This window comes from Serratia fonticola (assembly GCF_001006005.1).
Classification (GTDB): Bacteria; Pseudomonadota; Gammaproteobacteria; order Enterobacterales; family Enterobacteriaceae; genus Chania; species Chania fonticola.
This window is the reverse complement of sequence record NZ_CP011254.1, coordinates 2016088-2039746: the sequence shown is the minus strand read 5'-3', so window position 1 is coordinate 2039746 and position 23659 is coordinate 2016088. Positions and strand designations below refer to the sequence as shown.

The window sequence follows — 23659 nt, the reverse complement described above, 5'->3', positions numbered from 1 at the left end:
TTGGGCCTCTGAATGTGGTTGATTAAAACCGTATGCCTTTCTCGTCATTCTGCGGCGAAGGCTTTGCCGCCAGGTCGTCGGATGACGCCGCCGTCGGTTTATCACCGGCAGACGCTTGCACGCTCACCGGATGGCACGGCAGCAGCAAGGTATTCATTAGCATGTCCGCCGGCAGTGGCGTCGGCATGCGCACTTCGCACTGGGCGCTGCCGTTCCACTGCACCGTCATGGTTGCATCCGCTTTAATGCCGCTCAGATAGACGCTGCCACCATCATTGACAATGCCGGTTTCCTGTTTGCGGGCATTGAGTACCGTGGCGCCAAACGGTGGTTCACTGCCATCGGCCAGCTTAATCACCGCCATCGCCTTCTCACCGGCAATCACATCAAACTGGCGATAGCCAATGGCCCCTTCCGTCAGCGTGGCCTGCACCACCGATTTGGTGGCTTCCGCGCTATCCCCTAGTTGATTCAGGTCGATGCTCGCATTGTTGCGGTAGTAGCTGTTTACATCGCTAATCACCGCCTTGCCCCAGACGTTGGTTCGGCTAGTGCTGCCATAGCCGCGCACCGGCACATCTGGCACCCCTTTGGTGTCAATCAGCATCCGGGTACCGCCCGGCATCCCATTGCGGTGCGCAGCACCGCCCTCAGCGGTCATAGTCATCCCGCCCTGCAGCGACATGCCGAAAGCGCTGTAGTTATTCTGCTGATAACTTGCGTTGGCACTCATGCGGGCAATATCCCCCTCATGGTTGTAATAGCCACTCAGGTTGACCCCGCTGCGCGAGCTCCCGACATTGAGCTGATAGTTATTGTGTTCATCTACCCGGGCGAAGTACCCCACCCGGTGGGTGGTGTCTTTGCGGTTCACCGTAGTGTCATAGCTGACCGTTGACTTATTGCCCCACGGCAGCGACAGCGACAGGTAAGCACCATCATCTTTGGTGCCGTTATATTGGTTGCGGTACGCCGACAGCGACAGGCTCAGGTTACGCAACCGCCCCACGTCGAAATAGCGCGACAGCGTCAGGTTATAACGGTCATTGGCCGGGCGATCCCAGTAGGTCTCATGGCTGTAGTTGACATAACTGCTCAGCCCCCAATCGCGGAAATGTTTATTAAAGGTGATGGTGTACATCTCCTTACCATTACCGGTCCGGGTGCCGTAATAGCGCGCATCCAGGTACTCGCTCATGCTCATAAAGTTCCGCTCAGAGAAGCGGTAGCCGGCAAAGGTCACCTGGCTGTCGTACTCATCGAAGTTCTTCGAATAGCTCAGGCGGTATGAGCCGCCGCTAAACGTGCCACTTCCCTGTGGCAATCGCGCCCGTGACTCGGTAGCGTCAAAGGACAGCGCCCCTAGCACCATCAGATCACGTCCAAGGCCAATCGACAGCGCGTTATAATCCCCGCCTGCCAGTGCGCCGCCATACAGCGACCAGCCGTTGCTCACCCCCCAGGAGAACTCCCCGGTACCAAATAGCGGGCCACGCGAATGGTGTTGCCAGTCCGAGGGTTTACCCACTGCCAATTTAAAGCGCACCGACCCTGGGCGTGTCAGATACGGGATGCTGGCGGTGTTCACCGTGAACGTCTGTACGCTGCCATCTTGTTCTTCTACCCGCACCTCCAGCTCGCCGCTGACCGCATCGTTGATGTCCTGAATACGGAATGGCCCTGAAGCGACCGTCGTCTCATGCAGTACCCGCCCCTGTTGACTGATCACCACCTTGGCGTTGGTCTTCGCTACGCCGACCACTTCCGGGGCGTAGCCGCGCAGATTCGGCGGCAGCATATTGTCATCCGACACCAGGCTCACCCCGCTAAAACGGAAGCTGTCGAACATGCCGGAGTCCAGGTAGTTCTCCCCCATCGTCAGCTTCGAGCGTAATGCCGGAATGGCGCGGTAGGCGTAATAACGGCTCCACTCCAACTGCTTGTCCGTTGGTCGCCCCGACCCGGTCTGATGGTTGATATTGGCCTGCCAGTCTGCCCGCAGACGCCAGGACCCCAGATTGGCTCCAGCGGTGCCGTTGCCACTGAGGTTGTAGCTGCTCGCCCCCTGCTTCAACTGCTTTTGCGTCCGCGTATTGAGGTTATAATCCAGTAACAGCCCGGGGATCCCGTCATCCCAGCGCGACGGAGGATCCCAGTTGTCCGCTGTGTACTCAAGATAGGCCTGGGGAATATTCAGGTACAGCGCCGAGGAGGATAAATCTCCGCGCACTTCCATCCCCTTCAGGCTGTTTTCATCCAAGCACTCGCCCTGATGCCACCAGCGGAGATCCTGCATAATCCCCTCTTTCAACCCCAACTGCGCTACCACAGCTCTGCTCACACAGGCACGACTGTCGTTCGGTGCGTCTTCCGGCACATAAAACGGGATCTGCTGTTCTGGCAGGTCATTCTTGTTGATATGCACCACCATGCCGTAAGTGCCTGGCATGATATAGCCACCACGGGAGAACTGGCTCAAATCGATATTCTGCCGATCGTTCACATCCAGCACGTCGGTGTTAAATTGAATTTCCTCGGCAGCAAACACCACCATTGATGGTGTGCCCAGCGCAAGGGAAATACACAGCCCCAAGACTTGCAGACGGGCCAACTTCCCTGCAGGTGATAACTCCATATCCCTAACCTTTTTATTAATGCTTTCTGATTATGGCGATGTATTTACAGCGCTTAGAAGTAATCCAATTTAAAACGGACAGATGAAAAATAACTCCCTGCTTTCAATGCATGGTTATTCGCCACCAGTTTCATGGTGTAGTTAAGCTGCATAGCGCCAGGCGTTATATTACTTAATGACAAAGGACTTCCAGGGATGGCTACGTGGCCGCCAGACTCATTAATTTGTAGCGCTACGCCTGATACGTCCCCTTGCACACCAAATAATGCCCCTTCGGCATCACCATCAAAAATCACCTGAAAATTCTTCCAGCTAGGGAATTTATTACCATTACGTTCTAAATCACAATTCACCAGTTCAATGGTGAAGGGTTTACTGCGACCATGGCCGTCACGAATAATATCTGCAACAGGCACAATCCCCAGATCAATAGTCTGATCGCGACTCTCTACGGCAATCGCACAGGCAGTATCAATAATGGCTCCTTGCATATTGACCCGTCCCCACCCCTGCGCAATATTTACCGACTGAGAAGTAAAGGGAGTAATGAGAAATATGAAAGAAAACACTACCGTGATATTTTTTATGCCCTGCATGGCCCAATCCTTATTCCACTTATCTCCTAGGAAAAGCATGCGGATTTCTCCGCATGCAAAACGCGTTACTCAAACAAGGGAGTAATACTTACTGGTAGGCCAGCGTGAAATCGGCAACCGTCTGGAATTCACCTTCGGTCACGGCGGCAGAGGCACCATCACCCTGCATATAAGCGGCAAAGCTCAGGGTGTTATTACCATTTTGTAGCAGTTGCGCCTTGGTTGCCTTACCCAGTTCAATCACTTTACCGGTACCATCGGTGATCGCGACGCTGGCGCCTTTTGCCGTACCGGTAATCCCCAGCAGGCCATTGGTAGCCATAGATTCCATACCGGTGAAGGTCACGGTAACTTTATTATTGTTATCCTTACCCACTTCGCAGTTTTCCAAATCGATGGAAAAATTACGTGGGGTAGATTTACCGCCATCTTTCAGCGCTACTTTAGAAATTTGGCCCAGTTCAATCGTCTGATCGATGCTATCAGGCGTGATAGAACAAGGTGCATCAATGATAGAACCGGTAAAGGTCACTTTACCGTGTCCCTGGTCTTTCACCGCGGCGTGTGCCACGGAAGATACGCCCAAAGCGATTACCGCTGCCATCATGATTTTGTTCAGTTTCATGCAAAAATCCTTAAGATAAAAATTCCGTAAGTCTCAATTTCGATGGATGCGTGATCCACGTGCTTTATCGTCAGCCCCCTGAACAGCTTCCTTCGTGTCTTTGGCAAGGCCAGTAAAACACAAGCAGCCTCAAGTCTGCCGATGTGGATAAATCTATCATCAAAACAAAAATTAGGTATTTGTATTAAAAAATTGTAATTATTTAGATTTTTATTCCAGTCAACGGGATTTATTCAAGCTTAATTATCAAAAAAACAAGGGTTAATAAACATTACCAGAATTAAGTATCCCCTCTATAAATATGGAGTATTCTTAATAGTTTGACTGACGTGGGAATTACCTATAAAAAAACCTTTCTCACACACTTAATGAGTATTTCTTATGCTTTACATCATCAATGGGGTGATTCTATATTCACCAAAATTAAAAGAGCTATCACTGGTTCAAGAGGAGCAAAACTCATTGGTTTTGTCTAATCAAGCCTCACGGTTATTAATGGAACTGATAAAAAACGCAGGTAATGACTTAACCCGTGATTACTTGCTGAAACATACTTGGGAGGATTTTGGACTCACACCATCAAACAACAACCTTTATAGCGCGGTGAGTGAGTTAAGGAAAGCCATATCCAGCCTTGGCATCACAGAGAAATTTATCATCACCATCCCAAAGGTAGGGTTCAAATTTAATTGCAGTATTGATTTTTTACCCACAGTAACAAATGCAACAAAAAAGGAAAGCGAGGAAATAAAAAAGACATCATTCAAAGACAATAAATTGGTCAATTTGTTTTTTGCATTCTGCATGACTGCATTTGTAATTCTTTATTATTCAATTGTAGAGTTGAAGGAGATAGAAATTAAAAAATCCACGCCTTCTTTAGTGGAGGTTTTTGAGAAATGCCATATTTACTCATTGGATAATCCATTACTACATATTAGAGATAAGATATTGCATAATATCCTTGAGCGAGCAAACTTCAAGGAAGAGTGTAAAACGAAGGGCTACAATATATATTATAGCGATTTAAAATCAATAGATGATTATGTTTTTATTGGCGCATGTCTTAGATCCCCGAATAACAAAAATACAAAATGCTTCAACATCAGGTATGATTAACATGAAAAAAAACATCCTATTAATAGTCACAATAATATTAACTCTAGCAATTTCTATTTATAGCTATGCGAAAAAAACAAAGTCTAGAGAATTATTATTCACGTGTAATTACAGCATGCAATTACATTTAAGATCAGTAAACACCAATATATCTCAAAAGGTTAACGTTTTCTTTTATGATGATAACTCAGGATTTCAAAGCGCTTTTGGAAAAATGGAGATAGAGGGGAAAAAACACACCATCGATAATGATAACTTTTTCATTTATAATGAAACCGACAAAAATGGAACCTATACGGTCGAGTATAATAAAACAGTAAAAAGATACGATGACAACACGCCGGATAACTCATGGGGTGACCTTCGGAATAGAACGTCTGTCTATTACATGACTTTCTATAAGCTCGATGACGATGTTTTTCTAATCAGAGGGCGCGGATTCCCAATGTTTCTTTGCACCAATAACTAATTTATCCCCGCCGCCCTCCAAAGCCCTAGGTGGCGGGGAACTATTCACTACATTCTCTCGTTGCTAGCCCCGACTTTGCGAGAGAACTCGCACCATCAAACTAGCCCTCTTGCCAGGCTCTGCTGGCCCTAACACTATTGATACCTAGCTAGATATGGACAACATCTTTGTCATATTCCCAAGTGTTGTCATCGTTGACAACACTTGAGTGTGTTGTTATTTTGAACAACAGGAGGGAGATGAAATTGCCTTCTCAACTCATCTTTCAAGACAGGATCGCGCTGACGGAAACCGAGTTTGTACAGATGGTTATTGGCGCAGTTTCTTCGATGAGATTGCGCAGCTAAGAGGAGACTAAAGTTGAATACAGTCACCATCCGAGTCGCTTCTCTTGAGGAAGCGCAACGCTCTATGGAAGCCGCCTTGGAAGGCGATAAACAGTACCAGGGGAGTTACATTACTTTTCTGGATTGGGATTCGTTATGGAAGACACTCTCGCCCAAAAAAATGCATATCTTGCACTGCATGACCGGGGCCGGAGAACTCTCAATCAGAGAGGTCGCTCGTCGCGTTGAGCGGGATGTTAAAGCTGTGCATACGGATCTTCAGGCGTTGTTGGCTTGCGGCATCGTTGATAAGGGTACAGCCGGGGTGATATTCCCCTACGACCAAATCCATTTCGATTTTGTCATTGGCAAGGCAGCCTAAAAAACTACTGACAAATCTCCACCGCCTCCCCATGTAGGGGCGCTGCATGTGAACTGAACCCCAAATGTTGGACAAACATCTGACATTTGGAGGTGCAGTTCTGATGAAGTATTCACTTCAGTTCAAACTTGACGCGGTCCGGCACTATCTTGCCGGACTCGGCAGTCAAAAACAGACCGCCAAGACGTTCTCTATTGCCCATGTTCAACTTCGCAGATGGATTGCCGCTTATCAGCATCATGGGGAACAAGGGCTGCGGGTAGGACGCAAGCCACATTACACGCCTGACTTCAGGCTCTCTGTCGTTGAATTCGCGCTTTCAAATCCACTCTCTTCAGCGACGGTCGCCGCCAAATTCGATATTCCCTGTTACCTTACTGTGGAGCGTTGGATTAAACTCTATCGGGAGAATGGGGCTGAAGCCCTCAACCTGAATAAGCGAAGTCGCCAAATGCGTCAGCACCCCAAAACCCCCCATGCCGATAAATCGCCTGATGAGTTGACACCCGAAGAGATGCGGGAGGAAATCGAGTTTTTACGTGCACAGAATGCTTACATAAAAAAGTTGAGAGCCTTGATGCAACAGAAAGAAGCCCAGACTCGTCGAAAAGGGCAAAAATAATCAGTGCATTGAGGTCAGAACACCGTTTGGATGCTTTGCTGTGGGCCGGAAAACTGCCGCGCAGTACGTATTACTATTGTTGTAAAAGCCATCAAGCACCGGATAAGTATGGTGAAACCAAGCAGCAAATAATGGCTGTTTTTAACGAGCATAAAGGCCGTTACGGCTATCGCCGGGTGACCAGTGTTCTTCGAAAGATGGGGGCTGTCCTAAATCATAAAACCGTGCAAAAACTGATGGTTGAGCTGCAATTGAAATCGCCCGTTCGCCGTAAAAAGTACCGTTCGTACAAGGGACATGTCGGTAAAGTGGCCCCGAATACCTTGCAGCGCGATTTTACCGCTCTGGAGCCTAACCAAAAGTGGGTGACCGATATCACGGAGTTCCGGGTGGCGGATAAAAAGCTGTATTTATCGTCGGTACTCGACTTGTTTAACGGTGAAATCATCGCCTATGAGATGTCCCGTAAACCGGTGTTCAGCCTGGTAAAAACGATGCTGGATAAGGCGCTGAGTACGCTAAAAACGGAAGAAAAGCCGTTGCTGCACAGTGACCAAGGTTGGCACTATCAGATGGCGGCTTATCAGCATCAGTTGCAGGAAAATGGGATAGAACAGAGCATGTCTCGCAAGGGTAACTGCCTGGATAATGCGGTAATGGAAAACTTCTTTGGCCATCTGAAAGCTGAACTGTATTATTTACAACGCTTTGAGAGTGTGGAACAGCTGTCTGAAGAGATAGACATGTACATAGATTACTACAATAACCGACGTATCAAGCAGAAGCTCAAAGGCCTGAGCCCTGTGGAGTACAGAACGCAGGCCTTGATGGTTGCTTAATTTTAAACCGTCCAACTTCTTGGGGTCAGTTCACATGCTGCGCCCGCTCTCATCCTCATAAACACCAGACGTAAAAAAGCCCGCTTAAAAAAGCGGGTTTTCTTGAATGTGGTCGGCGAGAGAGGATTCACTCGTATCGTCCATGATACTCGCCCCTACGGGGTATCGCTGACGCGATATGCAAATCTGTTCCCGACAGATTTGTCGACCTCCTTCGGAGGTTCTCATCCTCATAAACTTCAGACGTAAAAAAACCTGCTTAAAAAAGCAGGTTTCTTTGAAATTGGTCGGCGAGAGAGGATTCGAACCTCCGACCCACTGGTCCCAAACCAGTTGCGCTACCAAGCTGCGCTACTCGCCGATGCGGGGCGCATCTTACTGCTGGGCCGTATACGCGTCAATCTCTTTTTCACCCCCGCAGACCAAGTGGCGCTAAAAGCGCCAAACAGGCCAGTATCTGAGCGGATACGGCCTTTCTGGCTCGGTTTACAGCGCCTTGGCGTCCGCTTTACTCTGCGGAAGGTGACACCAGTTATTGCTCTCAACAATACCGCCATCCGGCGAGGTATAACCCAGGCAGCCGAGGATAGAGTCAAACAGCTCTACGTGACGGTGCGGCTGGCCAACCCGCTGTTGGGTCTGTAACTGCTCAAACGCACTCTTATGCTGCGGGTCTTCGAGGTATTTATCGGAAGCCCAGACGATCATCGGCACACGGAACTGCTCCGGCGGGGCCATTTCACGCGGCGTACCATGCAGATGCGAGTTTTCACCAATGGATTCGCCATGGTCGGCCGCGTAAAACACGATAGCCTTCTTATCGCGCACCTGGTCGATCACGCTGTCGATAAAGGTATCGGTGTACAGCACCGAGTTGTCATAGGCGTTAATCAAGCGCTCTTTGGAGCAGAACTCATCCACGCCCATGCATTCCGGCTGATAACGAGCAAAGCTGCGCGGGTAGCGCTGTGAATAGAGGTAATGCGACCCTTTGGTATGCAGGATCACCAGATGCTTGCCGTCGGGATGGCGAGCCAGCGACTCTTTCATCTCATCCACTAACAGCATATCGTCCACCGATTTACCGTCGTTACGCTTCTCTGAGGCGATCATTTCACGGAATGAGTAGTTATCCACATCGGTATTATTGTAGAACCACACCTCGCTCTGCATCGCGAACAGCTCGGAACTGAAGCCCAGCTCTTTCAGAACGGCAAAGATATTCTGCTCTTTCAGGGTTCGCTGCGGGTTATCCGAGGTGCCATGCTCACGCACAAACATACAGCGTAACGAAAGCTTGGTGGAGGTATCACAAGATTCACCCCGGAACGCCACCAGGTTTTTCTCCTGCGACAGCTTAGGCGTGGTATCACGCTCATAGCCCAGAATGCCCATATGATCCCAGCGGGTGGTTTCACCGATGATAAACACCACGTAGGTGTCATCGATGCCCTCTGGGGCAACATAGGTAAAGTTCTTGCTGGGATCGAACATGTTGGCTGCGTCCGAGCTTTCATCATAACGGGTGTAGGCAAACAGCCCCAGCGCCGAAAGCCAGTTGGAAGGCAGATAAGAGTGCGCAACCACCCCACCATAGCTCGGCAGATCGATATTGGTGATCTTTTCCTGGGCGCTTTGCTCTTTATCCAGGGTACGCAACGGCAGCCACACCAGCGCAACCACCGCCAACATGATCAGCAGTGGCTTAATCCGCTGCCCTGGCGTTTTCATTTGTTCGATCAGGGTGTCGCGCAGGTTATTGCTCCAGATGCACAGCAGCGGTAAAGCGCTGACTACAATCATCCACAGCACAAAATTCAGCCCGACCACCTCTTTGGAGAGATCGATATCGGTGGTCATCACCGAAACGATAATCCCATAGCCAATCACCACGTTGAAGAACGTCATGTAGTAACTGGCAGCGACGGAGATCAATACCAGCAAAGAGGCGACGATGCGGTAAAACAGCCGTCCTCCCAGGGATACCAACCGCATGATAAAGAAGGTGAACAGGACAATGGCGATGACTTCCGTCAGCGCAGAAACCACCTTGATCCCCTGAATGCCGTGCGCAAAGGAATCAAAACGACGATAGAAAACGGAAAGGTTTAAAAAGATGCCGATATAGATCGCTAACAATAACGATAAATTCTGCTGTGATAGCGATTTAACTTTGTTCATGTAACGCAGTGGCTCCGGGCTTCAAGTTCTGAAACCATCAGACAGTCGATATGCCCTCAGGTTCAGCCGATGGGCAATAAGCATCATTCTGCAGAACAGAATCAAGAAAAATCGCACCAAACGAGCATTTTTTGCCAATTTTGTGAGAAAAATAGCGGGGAGACAAGACTTGTGAATGGGGGAGCATTGTCCCCCTCTTTCACCGGTTTTTAGCAGGAAACATTATTTAATATTAAGGGTTACATCGATATTGCCGCGCGTGGCATTGGAATAGGGGCAGACCACATGGGCTTTCTTCACCAAGTCTTCCGCGACGCTACGCTCAACGCCCGGCAGGCTGATATCCAGCTGAACCTCAATGCCAAAACCGTTGGGGATCTCACCGATACCGACGGTGCCCTCGATGGAGGCTTCAGCAGGGATTTTCACTTTTTCTTTCGAAGCGACAAACTTCAGTGCCCCAAGGAAACAGGCCGAATAGCCCGCGGCAAACAGTTGCTCAGGGTTGGTAACCTCCCCACCGGCTCCGCCCATCTCTTTCGGCACGCCTAATTTCACGTCCAACACGCCGTCGGATGAGGTTGCACGGCCGTCTCGGCCACCGGTTGCCTTGGCATGGGCGCGATAAACCACTTTCTCAATAGACATAGATCGTTCCTTTTCGGGTTGGTGACCCGATCCAGTGTAGACCATTCTGCGCGGAGCCCAGGCTCGCACAACTGACGTTAAGCACGGTATGCTAAGTTCTATCTATCGGATGCCGCAGGGAAATCAAAGCATGACTGACACATTGGCCGAACGCGCCCGCCGCTATGCCACCAAAGCGCATGGAGCGATCGATCAGCGCCGCAAATATACGAACGACCCGTATATTGTGCATCCACAGGCAGTAATGGAGATTGTCAGCAGCGTGCCGCACAGCGAAGAGATGCTGGCTGCGGCCTGGCTGCATGACACCGTGGAAGATACCCCCTCTACGCTGGCCGATATCGAAAGCCATTTTGGCCCACAGGTTGCCAGCCTGGTCGCTATGCTGACCAACGTCAGCATCGGCAGCGCGGAAAATCGCTATCAACGCAAGAACCGCGATCGTCGCCACAGCGCCAATGCCTCCCCACAGGCCAAAACCATCAAGCTGGCCGATTTGATCGACAACACCCGTTCCCTGCTGCAATACGATAGCCACTTCGCCAAAACCTACCTGGTGGAAAAACAGCGCCTGCTGGAAGTGCTGACCGAAGGCGATCCACAGCTGTGGAAGCAGGCTAGCTATATCATCGAACAAGGTTTACAGGCGCTGCAGCTGCCACCGCATAACGTCCCTGCCCGTTGGTTTGACCATGCCCGGCAGCGATATCAGGCAAACGAGGTGGCGTAAGCTTGAGATAGGAGGGAGACATAAGCACTGTGATGGCCCCTCACCCTAGCCCTCTCCCACAGGGAGAGGGGACCGATCGAGCTAGCTATCAGTTACAGAAATTACCTGGCCATTGCACCCAATCAGCTCCCTTTTAGGCAGGACAAAGCGACCACAGCACCCGACCGCAACACCGGGGCAGCTCCCTTTTAGGCAGGACAAAGCGATCGCAGTACCCGACCGCAACACCGTGGCAGCTCCCTCTCCCTGTGGGAGTGTACAGACCGGGGACATCATGAACACTTGTTCGGGGACATGGTAGACACTTACAACATAGGTATGAGTACTTCTGAGTGGAGCTGCTTATGCCGTGGAATGAGAGATCTGCCATGTCATTACGTACCGAGTTTGTGCTTTTCGCCTCGCAAGAAGGCGCTAATATCCGTGCGCTATGCCGTCAGTTCGGCATAGCGCCTGCTACCGCATACAAGTGGTTACATCGCTGGCAGTCTGATGGGCGGGCCGGTCTGAACGAACGTTCTCGAGTGCCACACCATTCCCCTTCCAGAACACCCGATATCGTTGTCCAACACCTCCGCGCTGCGCATCTGGCCCATCCGATGTGGGGGGCGCGCAAGCTCAAGCGGTGGCTTGAGATGCAGGGGCATACGTTACCTGCCGCCAGCACCGTGCATAACCTGATGCGCCGCCATGACCTGCTACCGGGTGGCCCATCACCAGCGCCCACTGTTGGACGCTTTGAACATGATGCACCGAACCAGCTCTGGCAGATGGACTTTAAAGGCCACTTCCCCTTCGCCGAAGGGCGTTGCCATCCGCTGACCCTGCTGGATGACCATTCACGCTTCTCGCTCTGTCTGGCGCACTGCCCAGACGAACGACGCGTCACCGTGCAGTCTCAGTTGGTAGCGGTGTTCGAACGTTATGGCTTGCCGGAGAGAATGACCATGGATAACGGTGCGCCCTGGGGCGACACGACGGGCAGTTGGACCGCACTGGAACTGTGGCTGATGCGTCAGGGTATCCGGGTGGGTCACTCGCGGCCTTATCATCCTCAGACTCAGGGTAAGCTGGAGCGCTTCCACCGCAGCCTGAAGGCAGAGCTCCTGCAGGGGCGGTGGTTTACCCATGCCACGCAGTTGCAGGAGGTGTTCGACGCCTGGCGAGAAATCTACAACCTAGAACGTCCACATGAAGCCCTGTCAATGGCGGTACCGGCGTCCCGTTATCAGCCTTCATCGCGACAGTACAATGGTAATCCAGCGGCAGCCGAGTATGACGAGGGGGTCTTGGTCAGGAAAGTGGATGTCAGTGGAAAACTGAGTCTGAAAGGGATGAGCCTGAAAGTGGGCAAGGCCTTTATCGGTGAATATGTCGGACTGAAGGAAAGTGAGAGGGAGGGGTACTACGAGGTATGGTGGTACAGCACGAAAGTGGGGACGATCGACCTGAGAAATAGGTCGATCATCATGGGTAAAGGATGTTAAAAAGTGTTCACCATGTCCTTGAACACCTGTTCACCATGTCCCCGGTCTGTACAGGGAGAGGGTTGGGGTGAGGGGCCTATTTCCCTGAGTAATTACTTGATCTTCAAGCTGCTGCCGTTGCTATGGATCACATCGCGGTACCAGTAGAAACTCTTCTTGCGGCGGCGCTCCAGACTGCCGTTACCTGCGTCATCGCGATCGACATAAATAAAGCCGTAGCGCTTCGCCATCTCCGCTTTGGAAGCGCTGACCAGATCGATCGGCCCCCAACTGGTATAACCCATAACCTCAACCCCATCGTCGATCGCTTCCGCAACCTGCACCAGATGGTCGTTGATATAGTCAATGCGGTAATCGTCGTTGATGCTGCCGTCGGCCTCGATGCGGTCTTTCGCCCCCAGGCCGTTCTCGACGATAAACAGCGGTTTCTGATAGCGGTCATACAGCACGTTGAGCAGATAGCGCAGCCCCACCGGGTCTATCTGCCAGCCCCATTCCGAGCTTGCCAGATGCGGGTTAGGCACCATGTTGAGGATATTGGCCCGGGCGGTCTGGTTCTTTTCTTCGTCGGTGGTCACGCAGCCACTCATATAGTAACTGAACGAGATGAAATCGACGGTTTCGCGCAGCGCCTGCTTATCTTCCTCGGTGATCGTTACCTGAATGTCGTTCTCACGGAAGAAGCGCTTCATATAGGCCGGGTACGCACCGCGCACCTGTACATCACCGAAGAACATCCAGTCGCGGTTCTGGCGCTGGGTTTCCAACAGGTCTTCCGGCTTGCAGCTCAGCGGATAAAGAATACCGCCCAGCAACATATTGCCGATCTTACCGTCCGGCACGATCTCATGGCAGGCTTTTACCGCCTTGGCGCTGGCTACCAGCTGATGGTGGATCGCCTGGTAAATCTCGCTTTTGCTGCTGTCTTCCGGCAGACCCACGCCGGTGAACGGCGCATGCAGCGACATGTTGATCTCATTGAAGGTCAGCCAGTGTTTGACCTTGTGCTTGTAACGCTCGAACACCGTGCGGGCGTAACGCTCGAAGAACTCAATAAGTTGGCGATTGCCCCAACCGCCATACTTTTGCGTCAATGCATAGGGCATTTCGTAATGCGACAAGGTGATCAACGGCTGAATGCCGTATTTGGCCATCTCATCGAACAACCGATCGTAAAATGCCAGCCCGGCTTCATTCGGCACTTCTTCGTCCCCTTGCGGGAAGATACGCGTCCAGGCGATCGAGGTACGCAGGCACTTGAAGCCCATCTCGGCAAACAACGCGATATCTTCAGGGTAACGGTGGTAGAAATCGATCGCCACATCCTTGATACCGCTGTCCCCGGCAACGCGCGGCGTCAGCCCGCCAAAGATCCCTTGGGGTTGCAGATCTGACGTCGAAAGGCCTTTGCCATCTTCCAGATACGCGCCTTCTACCTGATTTGCCGCGACCGCGCCGCCCCATAGAAAATGCTGTGGAAATTTGCAACTCATCGCTTTCTCCTCAATAAACCTGATTAACGTAATAGTGTCAGCAACGGTGCCTGTTCCTGCACCGGGCTTTGGCCGCTGGTAAGCACATCGACATAGTCGTCGCTATTGCTGATGATGATCGGTGTGGTGGTATCAAAGCCCGCGGCACGGATCGCCTCTTGGTCAAACTCGATCAGCAGATCGCCCTGTTTAACGCGATCGCCCTCTTTGATGTGGGCGGTAAAATGCAGGCCGTTAAGCTTGACGGTATCGATACCCACGTGGATGAGCACCTCGGCGCCCTCATCCGATTCAATGCCGATGGCGTGCTTGGTTTTGAACAGCGATACCACACAGCCATTGACTGGGGCCACCACACGGCCCTGGTGCGGCATAATGGCCACGCCTTTACCCAGCAGGCCGCTGGCAAAGGTGGCATCCTGAACCTGTTCCAACGGGATGATGTCGCCAGCAATCGGGCTGGTCACCTGCTGCTTACGGTTGAGCGATGCCTGTGGAGCTGGGGCTGGTGCCGCTTCAGCCGGTTGTTCCGCTGGCGGTACGATGCCGAACAGATAGCTGGCAATGGCCGCAAACACAAACGACACCAAGGTACCGGCAATCGCCCCCAGGACCGTCGCATCAAAGCCGCCCGCCGGAATGATCTGGGCAAAGGTGAAAATACTGACCAAACCAAACGAGTAGGTTGCCGTGTGGAAGTAACCGATCACCGCACCACCCAACGCCCCGCCGATACAGCCGAAAATAAATGGCCGTTTGTTTGGCAGCGTGACCCCGTACACCGCAGGCTCGGTAATACCGAAGATACCGGCGGTAACGGCAGAACCCGCCATCACCCGCAGCTTGGCATCGCGGGTACGCAGCATCACACCCAACGTGGCCCCCACTTGCCCCATCACCGCAGGCAGCAGCAGTGGAGACAGGGTGTCGCGCCCAAATACGCTCATATTGTTGAGCATCAGCGGTATCAGCCCCCAATGCAGGCCGAAGATGACACAGACCTGCCAGGCCGCGCCCATAAAGGCACCGGCCACGATCGGGTTAAAGGCATAGATGGCCTGATAGCCGTTGGCCAGCATCAGACTCAGCCAGGTAGCCGCCGGGCCAATCAGCAGGAAGGTGAGCGGCACGGTGATCACCAGGCACAGCAACGGCGTCACGAAATTACGCAATGCACTGTGCAACACGCGGTTAAATAGCGGCTCCAGGCGGCAGGACACCCAGGCGGCAAAAATGATCGGAATAACCGACGAGCTGTAGTTGATAAAGGTGATAGGGATACCGAGGAAATACTCCGGCTGGGCACCCGGAAGCTGAGCCGCCTCAAAAGCCCCCATCATCAACGGATGCGTCAACGCCCCACCAATAGCCATGGTGACAAAAACGTTGCCGCCAAATTTCTTACCAGCGGTGTAACCCAGCATGATCGGTAAGAAATAGAACAGCGCGTCACTCGACGCAAACAGCAGCTTGTAGGTGCCACTACTCTCCAACAGCCAACCACAGGCCAAGCTCAACGCCAGAAAGCCTTTGAGGATCCCCGAAGCCGCCATCACCCCGAGCAACGGAGTAAAAATGCCGGAAACCACGTCGATAAAGCGGCTGAGCAGATTTTCCTTTTTTTCTTCTTGTGCGTTGGCAGGCGTTTCCTCACCCGCGCCAAGCTGCGCATTCAAGGCGTTATAAACCTCCCCGACGTGGTTACCTACCACCACCTGAAACTGGCCACCGCTTTCCACGACCATGATGACGCCCGGGTTTTTCTTCAGCGCCTCCGCATCCGCCTTACCGTGTTCTTGCAGTTTAAAACGCAGACGGGTGGCGCAATGCACCAGGCTTTTCACATTGTCGCGGCCACCGACGCCGGCCAAGATCTCACTGGCTAATTCCTGATATTTCATGGTTGCATCCTTAACGCTTAACCTTGCTGCTCCCCAGCCACGGCGATGGCCAATCGTCGTGGAGGAATTCAGCGCAAAAAAAAACCTAAACCTCGTGGCCTCTGATCCCAACGTGGGGAAACAGAAACTCGAGGTTTAGGTTTTGCCTGCCAAAGCAGTGACAACCCTAAATCGGTTGAGCTATGACGGTAACATTCTGTTTTTCAGTGCGGCAAGGCTTTCCGCCACAAAGTTGCCGAAGTGTGATCCAGTAGACAAAATTCCCTGCCGCGCTCCAACGTTTTTGTGTTGGTAACAAGCCCCAAAAAACATTATAAATATTTACCTATTTCTGTAATGTAATTTACAGTAAAGGTATGTTCTGATACGCAAACAAACATAACCAATCAAGACTAAAATCATTAAATAACATTGAATTACGATTTTATTTCGACCTGTTTATTTCACTGAATTTATGATTGCACTCCTTTTTGAGTAGTGAAAAACCCTCCTTAAAACCCCGCAAAATGCCAAGCATAATCTTAGCTTAGCCAAAAAATACATCAGGAAAATTAACTAAAAGATGGACAAAAATAGTTCAGAGTATTATTACTAGTCTCCAGAAAATTTGTTTTAGGGAAAGCAGTAGCCATGGCATTACGTACAGAACTTGGGCGGGTGTTAATTACCGGTGCCGGTGGCCGAGTGGCGACCGCGTTCAGGCAGTTTTCTGGCCACCGTTACGATTTTCGTCTGGCGGAAAAAGAAGCTGGCCTGATCTCTCATTTGCGGCCCAATGACGAGGTACTGACATTCGATATCACCGATATCGAGGCTTGCCGGGCAGCCTGCGCCAACATCGATACCGTGCTGCATTTGGCCGCCGATCCTTCTGCTGATGCCGATTTTTGTTCTTCACTGATGAACAACAACATCCTTGGTACATTCAACATCTTCCGCGCGGCGAAAGACGCAGGCTGCCAACGCGTGGTGTTTGCCAGCAGTGCACAAGCGGTAGAAGGTTATCCGTTGGATTACCAGGTGCGCTCGGACGATGCGCCGAAGCCAAAGAATATGTACGGGGCCAGCAAGGCATTTGGCGAAGGGATCGCCGCCTATTTTGCCCATCAGGAGGGGCTTTCTGCACTGTCGGTACGGATTGCCAACTTCACGACGTTGGAAGCGGGCCAGCAGATCAGCGCGCGGGATATGAGCGCCTTCCTGAGCCACCGGGATGCCGCCGATCTGCTCGATCGCTGCATCCGCGTTACCCACGTGCAGCATGCGGTGGTGCATGGCATCTCTAACAACCGCTATAAGCGACTGTCGTTAGAGGAGACCACGCGACTGCTGGATTACTACCCCGAGGACGATGCGTTTACCCTGCTCGGGTTTAGCTGAGCGGGCGCAGCACGCTGCGCCCCTACGCTACCAGCCCCGTGAGGGAAGGTCTGCCGTTCACCACATTACGGCTTTTCAGCAATCTTGCGCAGATACTCGTTATTTTTGAAGGCGATGATCACCATTTCAAAACCGACACGGGTAAAGACACCGCCAATGATGATACCCAGCAAACCACGGAAAAACTCGCCATAGAACATCGACCCGATCCCACCGACCAGGATGCCCAGCAGGCAAAGCCAATAAACGCCGGTAATGATTTTCGGCGTTAGCATCGCATCAAAAAAGAAAATATTTTTCATGGTGTATCCCTTCATTTGTTAAGGTTGACCGTTCCTGAGCGGCAAAGCGCCCTCAAGCTGGAATTAAGTATACTGGCCAAAGATGACAAAAGGTAAGAAGATATGATGGATTGTTGTTCTTACGTTTAAGGGAGCTATCGATGGGATCAGGCTTTAGCGGTTCAGTATTACGCTGCATTATTTAACGTAGCTAAGCTTTAGTACAAACTAGAAGGATAGGATTTATCGGCCCAGAGATAACAAAGTCATCTTTATTTAATTGACTAAATTTAAACTTGGCAGTTTCCCATTGCAGAAAGAATGGCAAAAAATCTGGTGCCTTACCCCCGAACTTTTTTATTGAATAGAAGTTATTCTGCTTTTCATATGAAAAGTCAAAAGCCGTATTTATTTTTTCATAGACACCATTACTGATATAGGTTCCTTCAACAACAACATACCCGGTATTATTACCATCAAACAAAAAGAATATATCGTAAAGTGCTTTTGTCGATTGATTGCTTTCCGTAATGTCGGTATTTAATTTTGCGACGCATGAAAATTGCTTATCTGTATGACTCATAAAAAAATAAATCATTGCCAAAACGGGTACAAAGACCAGTAAAAAAATCGTTAAGAGAATTTTCTTTTTCATATCTTATGTTCCGAATAATAAAAGTTCTCGCAATAATAGTGTGGTGCATCCGGGCAATAAGACAGTGTATCTTGCCTTACCCGTCCTCCGGCTATATCTCTCTTCCTCGTTTTAGAATAATAGATCTTCGCATATTGGGAGCAATTTATATTATTTTCAGTAATTATTCGCTCAGCGGCTGCGATCAAATCCTCTCTGCGAGTCGCCAATGTGTTCTCATTAATCACAAAAGCCTGACACAACCCAAAATCCTTTATCTTGGTAACCGCGAAATCATTCGATGTTAAATGAAAACCAATGCAAAAAACGCGAAACAGTATCAAAGAAATAATGATAGCGATGAAGATGACAATCAGCATCTTGATAAGCGTTATTTTTAGCAAAACAGGGTGAAAAATGCTGTAGCGAACGGAGGCAGAATGCTCTGCAACCACTGTTGATTCTTTCGCCTTTTCTGGGTCACTGACTTCATCATTCGGTAAATGAACGTCCTCATGATTAGTCGTCACATCTTCGTTACTTCCTGTTTCATACTGTTTAACAGCATCATCAGATTGCAGAGTTTCACAGGCGATTTTTTCGATAGAGTCAGCGGTAAAGCTGAAGCCGTATTTGGGTATGGTAATGATCAGGTTATCTCCACCGAGCAGGGATAGTTTCCTGCGTAGTATAGAGACATAGTTGTTGAGATTATTATTGGAGCCATTCAACGCACGCGCTTCCCACACCTCTGTGAGCATGAAGTCGCGCGAAAGTGCTTTATCATTATTGGCAAGAAAGAGCGCCAGGATCTCACTGGAGAATCGAGGGATAATAATCTGATTAACCTCATCACTCCATACCCTATTTTCAGTATAGTTAAAATAAATTCTATTATTAATGACATAGATCATGATATTCAATCCCTTTCGTACCACAAAATGTTGAGAATGCAAACAACCACAATAGGAACAATCCTATAAAATTAAACACTTAGCATTTATTTTAATAAAAAATCACAACAAAATCATGTGCTTCATAATGGAAATTTTAATTTCAATACTATTGTCAATTAAACATCAGGTCAATACGTTTTTCTGTAAAGAAACCAAAATCGTAGCTTAGACAGTCACCTTCAATTGTTAACAACCAGCATCTTTAAAATAACCATTTAAGGCTCTACCACTAAATCAGAGTATATATTGTTATATTAATGTTTATTTTTTGAGACAATTAATGCTATTGGTGTGGATAAAAAATCTATAAAAACAATACCCGGCAGACTAAAAATCTATAGATTAGAATTTATAACTATATTATACCACTTTGGCGATTTTTACCTAAAATAGCCCTTAGAAATGCTTGAGCAATATTCAAAGCACAGCCAGAGGCTCTGATTAAAGTGTTTCTGTTATGCATTCGGGAGAATGGAATACAAAAAACTTCGCTTCTTTATAGTGGGAATGCGAAAAGGAAAATTGGAAACTAAGGATATCTATATGAAACTGAATCAACTGGTTATGGCATTAGGTTTAGGCGTAGTAATGGTTGCTGGCGGTGCAAATGCAGCCGATCAAGGTCACGGTTCTGTCACCTTCAAAGGTTCAATCATTGATGCACCATGCTCAATCGACCCTGAAACCATCGACCAAACGGTTAACTTAGGCCAGGTATCGAACGTAGCATTGCAGGCTGATAATAACACCGGCACTTCTATTCCTAAGAACTTCCAGATCCGCCTGGAAGGTTGCAACCTGTCAACGGCCAAAACCGTGTTGACCACGTTTAGCGGCGCAGAAGGTGCCAACGGTCTGTTGGGGATTACCGGTACGGCGAAAGGTGCCAGCATTGCGATTACCGACGGTACCGGCAAACTGATTGAACTGGGTCAAGCTTCTAAACCTCAGGGTATCCAAGATGGTTCTAACACCTTGGTATTCTCTGCCTATCTGCAGGGTGACGGCGCTTCCGCAACCATCGTCCCTGGCGACTTCAGCAGCGTAGCCGATTTCACCCTCGCCTACCAGTAACATACGGCTTGCGATCAATGCATGCGGGCAACCGCATGCATTATTTTCCACGGTGATACTGGAGTCTAACCATGAATGTTAATGCCTATAAGACTCTGGCCTGCTGCTTATTGTTCTCAGCCGCCTGTCCGTTAGCCTATTCAGCTCCAGTAGAGGCATGGGGACGGGTAAATATGCACGGAGCCATTATAGAAACGGCTTGCGCTATTGATACATTGAGTCGCGATCAAACCATTGAGATGGGAACATTACCGCTCAACCAAATAGCTCGTGATGGTCGCGGTTTACCTCAACTGTTTGCTGTTCAATTAGTCCGTTGCTCGCTAATACGCCATAACGCGTCATTGAGTAACTGGCGACATTTCAAAATTACTTTTGACGGCAGGAATGATGCAGGTTTATTTGCCGTTGATGGACAAGCTAAAGGAGTGGCACTTGAAATTATCGACGATAAAGGCAATGTTGCCTTACCCGGCAGCCCACTCCCGGCCAGCAGGATCCTGGCTGGAGATATGCGGCTGAACTATTCATTACGGTTGGTCAGCAATCAACAGGTTTTACACCCAGGAAATTATACGTCTGCATTACGTTTTAAAATGGATTATTACTGAAGCCAGTATGTGATAAGCCGGTAATCAATCGCTCTCCATTTATTTTTGGCTAAGAACAAAATTTAAAACCACAAAGCCAAGTATGGGTGGTAATTAAAAGGTCCAAGGATGATGACTTTGTCTTATTTGAGATTATTACCTTCACGCCCGAGTGTGCTAGGCGTCTTGATTACCTTCATTTTAAGTGGTGGTATTATCCGTGCGCATGCAGATGATATCCAGTTCAATACCGACATATTAGATGTGAAAGAGCGCGAAAATATTGATTTGGGGCGATTTTCCCGCAGTGGTTTTATTATGCCGGGGAATTACACCATGTTAGTCAAGATCAATATGCAGGAACTACCGGAGCAGACGGTCAGGTTTACGCCTCCGGATAACGACCCAAACGGCAGTGAGGTTTGTATTAGCCCCGAGTTGGTTGAACAGTTCGGATTAAAACCGACAGCCCAGGCCGACCTCACCTGGTGGGATCAGGGACAATGCCTGGTACTCAGCAGCCTGCCGGGAATGACGGCTCAGGGCGATCTTGGCACATCGACGATGTCTATCAACCTGCCGCAGGTGTATCTGGAATATACCTCGGCGGACTGGGATCCGCCATCACGCTGGGAAGAAGGTATCCCAGGGTTACTGGTGGATTACAACGTCAATGCACAAACGCAACGCCAGTTGAAGGATCACAACCAAGGCTACAGCGTGAATGGTAATGGTACCCTCGGCGCTAATCTGGGTGCTTGGCGCTTACGGGCCGACTGGCAAACCCAGTATGCCCATCAAGGTAAAAGCCCAACGCGGACTAACTGGGACTGGAGCCGTTATTACGCCTATCGGGCGATTCCGCGCTTGAGAGCCAAGCTGACAATGGGGGAGGATTACCTGACCTCCGACATTTTTGACAGCTTCCGCTTCGCCGGGCTCAGCCTGGTGAGTGATGACAATATGTTACCCCCCAACCTGCGGGGTTACGCTCCTGAGATCAACGGGGTAGCACGCACCAATGCCAAAGTTGTCATTAGCCAACAAGGGCGCGTGTTGCAGGAAACCTATGTGGCTACCGGACCCTTCCGTATCCAGGATATCAACGATGCGGTATCCGGGCGTTTGGATATCCGTATTGAGGAACAGGACGGCAGCGTTCGGGAATTCCAAATGGAGACAGCCAGTATTCCGTATCTGACCCGGCCAGGATCAGTGCGTTATAAAGTCGCCGCGGGGCGGCCATCTGACTTCCAACATCATATTAACGGCCCATTATTTACCACCGGAGAATTCTCCTGGGGGGTCAGTAATGGCTGGTCAATGTATGGTGGCGGCGTGGTAGGGGGAGATTATAACGCCCTCGCAGTCGGGATCGGTCGTGACTTAATGCTGCTGGGTGCACTGTCGTTTGATATGACGCAATCACGAGCCAGTTTACCGCACGAAAAAGCGACACTGAGCGGCAGTTCCTACCGTCTGAGCTATTCCAAGCGCTTTGATGATTATGACAGCCAGGTGACCTTTGCCGGCTATCGCTTCTCTGAGCGCAATTATATGACCATGAGTGAATATCTGGATGCGCGAACTTACGGCGTCCGTTCACACAGTAGTAAAGAGATGTACACCATAACCTTTAACCAGCAGTTACGCGATCTGGGGCTGAGCGCTTACCTGAACTACAACCACCAGACCTATTGGGATCGGCCAGCTAGCGATAACTACAGCCTGACGTTATCCCGCTATTTTGATCTGGGCCAGTTTAAGAATATGAGCCTGTCGCTGACCGGTTACCGCAACAAGAATAACAATAGCAATGATGACGGTATGTATATCTCCCTGACCATGCCATTTGGCCATAGCGGATCGCTAAGTTATTACAGCTCACTGAGCAGTAATGATAATACCCATCAGTTGAGTTATTACGACAATATTAATGACCATGACTTCTATCAGATCAACTCGGGGACTTCCCGCAACGGGGTGATGGCCAGTGGCTACTACAGCCATCAAGGGGATGCGGCGCAAATAGGGGCTAATGCCGGTTACCAGGAGGGGCGTTATACCTCGCTGGGGCTATCACTACAAGGTGGGGCAACCGCCACGGCGAAAGGCGCGGCATTACACCGCTCGGGCACTCTGGGCGGTACGCGTATTTTAGTGGATACCGACGGCGTGGCGGGTATCCCGATCCGGGGTTATGGCTCCACAGCTCGCACTAACCGCTTTGGTAATGCCGTGGTGTCAGACGTCAATAGCTATTACCGCAATAAGGTCAGCATTGATTTGGATAGGTTGCCGGATAACGCCGAAGCCACTCGCTCTGTTGTGCAGGCTACGTTAACCGAAGGGGCAATTGGCTATCGGCGCTTTGATGTAGTGGCGGGGGAAAAAGCGATGGCGGTGATCCGCCTGGCGGACGGCTCTCACCCACCGTTTGGAGCTTCCATTCTCAACCGCAAGCAACAGGAAGTGGGCATTGTTAACGACGGCGGGAGTGTTTATCTGAGCGGCATTAATGCCGGTGAAAAAATGAGGGTGCACTGGGCGGGCGCGACCAAATGCGTCATTGACCTGCCGCCTGCGCTGCCTAAACGTGCCGTGAGTAATTTGCCGGATCTGTTGCTGCTGTGTCGTCAACCGACCAATGCAGGCAACGAACCGGAGCGATAACTTTTGCCATTAAATTTT

At 50.1% G+C, this 23659-nt stretch carries 20 protein-coding genes and 1 tRNA gene; 10 read left to right on the top strand and 11 right to left on the bottom strand.

The window, feature by feature from the left end:
* Positions 1 to 22: 22 nt before the first annotated feature.
* The 3 genes from WN53_RS09035 to WN53_RS09025 form a co-directional block, all read right to left on the bottom strand.
* A complete protein-coding gene (locus WN53_RS09035) occupies positions 23 to 2635 on the bottom strand; it encodes an outer membrane usher protein (protein WP_024484217.1) in 2613 nt (870 codons plus the stop codon).
* Positions 2636 to 2688: 53 nt separating this feature from the next.
* Positions 2689 to 3231 (bottom strand): fimbrial protein, encoded by a 543-nt coding sequence (locus WN53_RS09030; protein ID WP_024484218.1) that lies wholly within the window; start codon positions 3229 to 3231, stop codon positions 2689 to 2691.
* A gap of 88 nt (positions 3232 to 3319) precedes the next feature.
* Positions 3320 to 3856: a fimbrial protein gene (locus tag WN53_RS09025; protein ID WP_024484219.1), complete on the bottom strand. Its 537-nt coding sequence runs from the start codon at positions 3854 to 3856 to the stop codon at positions 3320 to 3322.
* Between the two features lie 381 nt (positions 3857 to 4237).
* Between WN53_RS09025 and WN53_RS26805 the strand changes: the two genes are divergently transcribed.
* From WN53_RS26805 to WN53_RS28140, 4 genes are all read left to right on the top strand, one after another.
* Positions 4238 to 4975, top strand: a complete 738-nt coding sequence (locus WN53_RS26805) for a winged helix-turn-helix domain-containing protein (protein ID WP_024484220.1) — start codon at positions 4238 to 4240, stop codon at positions 4973 to 4975.
* Position 4976: 1 nt separating this feature from the next.
* Positions 4977 to 5444 (top strand): hypothetical protein, encoded by a 468-nt coding sequence (locus tag WN53_RS09015; protein ID WP_046808050.1) that lies wholly within the window; start codon positions 4977 to 4979, stop codon positions 5442 to 5444.
* A gap of 360 nt (positions 5445 to 5804) precedes the next feature.
* The gene (locus WN53_RS09010) at positions 5805 to 6152 is read left to right on the top strand and encodes an HVO_A0114 family putative DNA-binding protein (protein ID WP_024484222.1); all 348 of its coding nucleotides are present in this window, start codon (positions 5805 to 5807) and stop codon (positions 6150 to 6152) included.
* Between the two features lie 100 nt (positions 6153 to 6252).
* Positions 6253 to 7613 (top strand): IS3 family transposase gene (locus WN53_RS28140; protein WP_099049954.1). Its coding sequence is split into 2 segments (ribosomal slippage): positions 6253 to 6748 and positions 6748 to 7613, totalling 1362 coding nucleotides; the frame shifts between segments, so codons are not numbered across the junction.
* A gap of 284 nt (positions 7614 to 7897) precedes the next feature.
* On the opposite strand, the gene WN53_RS08995 is transcribed toward WN53_RS28140, so the two are convergent.
* The 3 genes from WN53_RS08995 to WN53_RS08985 form a co-directional block, all read right to left on the bottom strand.
* Positions 7898 to 7974: transfer RNA gene (locus WN53_RS08995), tRNA-Pro, on the bottom strand.
* Positions 7975 to 8099: 125 nt separating this feature from the next.
* Positions 8100 to 9794, bottom strand: a complete 1695-nt coding sequence (gene eptB, locus WN53_RS08990) for a kdo(2)-lipid A phosphoethanolamine 7''-transferase (RefSeq protein ID WP_024486967.1) — start codon at positions 9792 to 9794, stop codon at positions 8100 to 8102.
* A gap of 222 nt (positions 9795 to 10016) precedes the next feature.
* On the bottom strand, positions 10017 to 10442 hold the full coding sequence (locus WN53_RS08985) for an organic hydroperoxide resistance protein (RefSeq protein ID WP_024486966.1): 426 nt from the start codon (positions 10440 to 10442) through the stop codon (positions 10017 to 10019).
* Positions 10443 to 10572: 130 nt separating this feature from the next.
* Here WN53_RS08985 and WN53_RS08980 point away from each other — a divergent pair, with 130 nt between their 5' ends.
* Together WN53_RS08980 and WN53_RS08975 are read left to right on the top strand one after the other, a co-directional pair.
* A complete protein-coding gene (locus WN53_RS08980; RefSeq protein WP_024486965.1) occupies positions 10573 to 11172 on the top strand; it encodes an HD domain-containing protein in 600 nt (199 codons plus the stop codon).
* A 344-nt stretch (positions 11173 to 11516) separates the two neighbouring features.
* Complete coding sequence (locus tag WN53_RS08975) at positions 11517 to 12659, top strand: IS481 family transposase (RefSeq protein WP_046807997.1); 1143 nt, start codon at positions 11517 to 11519, stop codon at positions 12657 to 12659.
* Between the two features lie 92 nt (positions 12660 to 12751).
* Here the strand turns inward: WN53_RS08975 and WN53_RS08970 are convergent, their stop codons facing one another.
* Both WN53_RS08970 and bglF read right to left on the bottom strand, forming a co-directional pair.
* The gene (locus WN53_RS08970) at positions 12752 to 14152 is read right to left on the bottom strand and encodes a glycoside hydrolase family 1 protein (protein WP_024485040.1); all 1401 of its coding nucleotides are present in this window, start codon (positions 14150 to 14152) and stop codon (positions 12752 to 12754) included.
* Between the two features lie 23 nt (positions 14153 to 14175).
* The gene (gene bglF, locus WN53_RS08965; RefSeq protein ID WP_024485041.1) at positions 14176 to 16053 is read right to left on the bottom strand and encodes a PTS beta-glucoside transporter subunit IIABC; all 1878 of its coding nucleotides are present in this window, start codon (positions 16051 to 16053) and stop codon (positions 14176 to 14178) included.
* 630 nt (positions 16054 to 16683) lie between these two features.
* Here bglF and WN53_RS08960 point away from each other — a divergent pair.
* Positions 16684 to 17433 carry an NAD-dependent epimerase/dehydratase family protein gene (locus WN53_RS08960; RefSeq protein WP_024485042.1) on the top strand — a complete coding sequence of 250 codons (750 nt, stop codon included), beginning with the start codon at positions 16684 to 16686 and terminating at the stop codon, positions 17431 to 17433.
* A 65-nt stretch (positions 17434 to 17498) separates the two neighbouring features.
* On the opposite strand, the gene WN53_RS08955 is transcribed toward WN53_RS08960, so the two are convergent.
* From WN53_RS08955 to WN53_RS26800, 3 genes are all read right to left on the bottom strand, one after another.
* Complete coding sequence (locus tag WN53_RS08955) at positions 17499 to 17735, bottom strand: DUF4282 domain-containing protein (protein ID WP_024485043.1); 237 nt, start codon at positions 17733 to 17735, stop codon at positions 17499 to 17501.
* A 190-nt stretch (positions 17736 to 17925) separates the two neighbouring features.
* On the bottom strand, positions 17926 to 18369 hold the full coding sequence (locus tag WN53_RS08950) for a lipase chaperone (RefSeq protein WP_024485044.1): 444 nt from the start codon (positions 18367 to 18369) through the stop codon (positions 17926 to 17928).
* A complete protein-coding gene (locus tag WN53_RS26800; protein WP_024485045.1) occupies positions 18366 to 19262 on the bottom strand; it encodes a winged helix-turn-helix domain-containing protein in 897 nt (298 codons plus the stop codon). Before WN53_RS26800 ends, WN53_RS08950 begins: the two co-directional genes overlap by 4 nt.
* 585 nt (positions 19263 to 19847) lie before the next feature.
* Between WN53_RS26800 and WN53_RS08940 the strand changes: the two genes are divergently transcribed.
* The 3 genes from WN53_RS08940 to WN53_RS08930 all read left to right on the top strand — a co-directional run bounded on the left by WN53_RS08940 (position 19848) and on the right by WN53_RS08930 (position 23641).
* On the top strand, positions 19848 to 20378 hold the full coding sequence (locus tag WN53_RS08940; protein ID WP_024485046.1) for a fimbrial protein: 531 nt from the start codon (positions 19848 to 19850) through the stop codon (positions 20376 to 20378).
* Positions 20379 to 20449: 71 nt separating this feature from the next.
* Complete coding sequence (locus WN53_RS08935; protein ID WP_024485047.1) at positions 20450 to 20989, top strand: fimbrial protein; 540 nt, start codon at positions 20450 to 20452, stop codon at positions 20987 to 20989.
* Positions 20990 to 21100: 111 nt separating this feature from the next.
* Complete coding sequence (locus WN53_RS08930; protein WP_024485048.1) at positions 21101 to 23641, top strand: outer membrane usher protein; 2541 nt, start codon at positions 21101 to 21103, stop codon at positions 23639 to 23641.
* Positions 23642 to 23659: the final 18 nt, after the last annotated feature.

Bases quoted from the DNA above. Each gene is read 5' to 3' on its own strand.
- WN53_RS26800 (WP_024485045.1), bottom strand. From the start codon at position 19,262: ATGATCTATGTCATTAATAATAGAATTTATTTTAACTATACTGAAAAT.
- WN53_RS08980 (WP_024486965.1), top strand. From the start codon at position 10,573: ATGACTGACACATTGGCCGAACGCGCCCGCCGCTATGCCACCAAAGCG.
- WN53_RS08955 (WP_024485043.1), bottom strand. From the start codon at position 17,735: ATGAAAAATATTTTCTTTTTTGATGCGATGCTAACGCCGAAAATCATT.
- WN53_RS08975 (WP_046807997.1), top strand. From the start codon at position 11,517: ATGCCGTGGAATGAGAGATCTGCCATGTCATTACGTACCGAGTTTGTG.
- WN53_RS08940 (WP_024485046.1), top strand. From the start codon at position 19,848: ATGAAACTGAATCAACTGGTTATGGCATTAGGTTTAGGCGTAGTAATG.
- WN53_RS09015 (WP_046808050.1), top strand. From the start codon at position 4,977: ATGAAAAAAAACATCCTATTAATAGTCACAATAATATTAACTCTAGCA.
- WN53_RS08960 (WP_024485042.1), top strand. From the start codon at position 16,684: ATGGCATTACGTACAGAACTTGGGCGGGTGTTAATTACCGGTGCCGGT.
- bglF (WP_024485041.1), bottom strand. From the start codon at position 16,053: ATGAAATATCAGGAATTAGCCAGTGAGATCTTGGCCGGCGTCGGTGGC.
- WN53_RS26805 (WP_024484220.1), top strand. From the start codon at position 4,238: ATGCTTTACATCATCAATGGGGTGATTCTATATTCACCAAAATTAAAA.
- WN53_RS09030 (WP_024484218.1), bottom strand. From the start codon at position 3,231: ATGCAGGGCATAAAAAATATCACGGTAGTGTTTTCTTTCATATTTCTC.
- WN53_RS08930 (WP_024485048.1), top strand. From the start codon at position 21,101: ATGACTTTGTCTTATTTGAGATTATTACCTTCACGCCCGAGTGTGCTA.
- WN53_RS08935 (WP_024485047.1), top strand. From the start codon at position 20,450: ATGAATGTTAATGCCTATAAGACTCTGGCCTGCTGCTTATTGTTCTCA.
- WN53_RS09035 (WP_024484217.1), bottom strand. From the start codon at position 2,635: ATGGAGTTATCACCTGCAGGGAAGTTGGCCCGTCTGCAAGTCTTGGGG.
- WN53_RS08950 (WP_024485044.1), bottom strand. From the start codon at position 18,369: ATGAAAAAGAAAATTCTCTTAACGATTTTTTTACTGGTCTTTGTACCC.
- WN53_RS08970 (WP_024485040.1), bottom strand. From the start codon at position 14,152: ATGAGTTGCAAATTTCCACAGCATTTTCTATGGGGCGGCGCGGTCGCG.
- eptB (WP_024486967.1), bottom strand. From the start codon at position 9,794: ATGAACAAAGTTAAATCGCTATCACAGCAGAATTTATCGTTATTGTTA.
- WN53_RS08985 (WP_024486966.1), bottom strand. From the start codon at position 10,442: ATGTCTATTGAGAAAGTGGTTTATCGCGCCCATGCCAAGGCAACCGGT.
- WN53_RS09025 (WP_024484219.1), bottom strand. From the start codon at position 3,856: ATGAAACTGAACAAAATCATGATGGCAGCGGTAATCGCTTTGGGCGTA.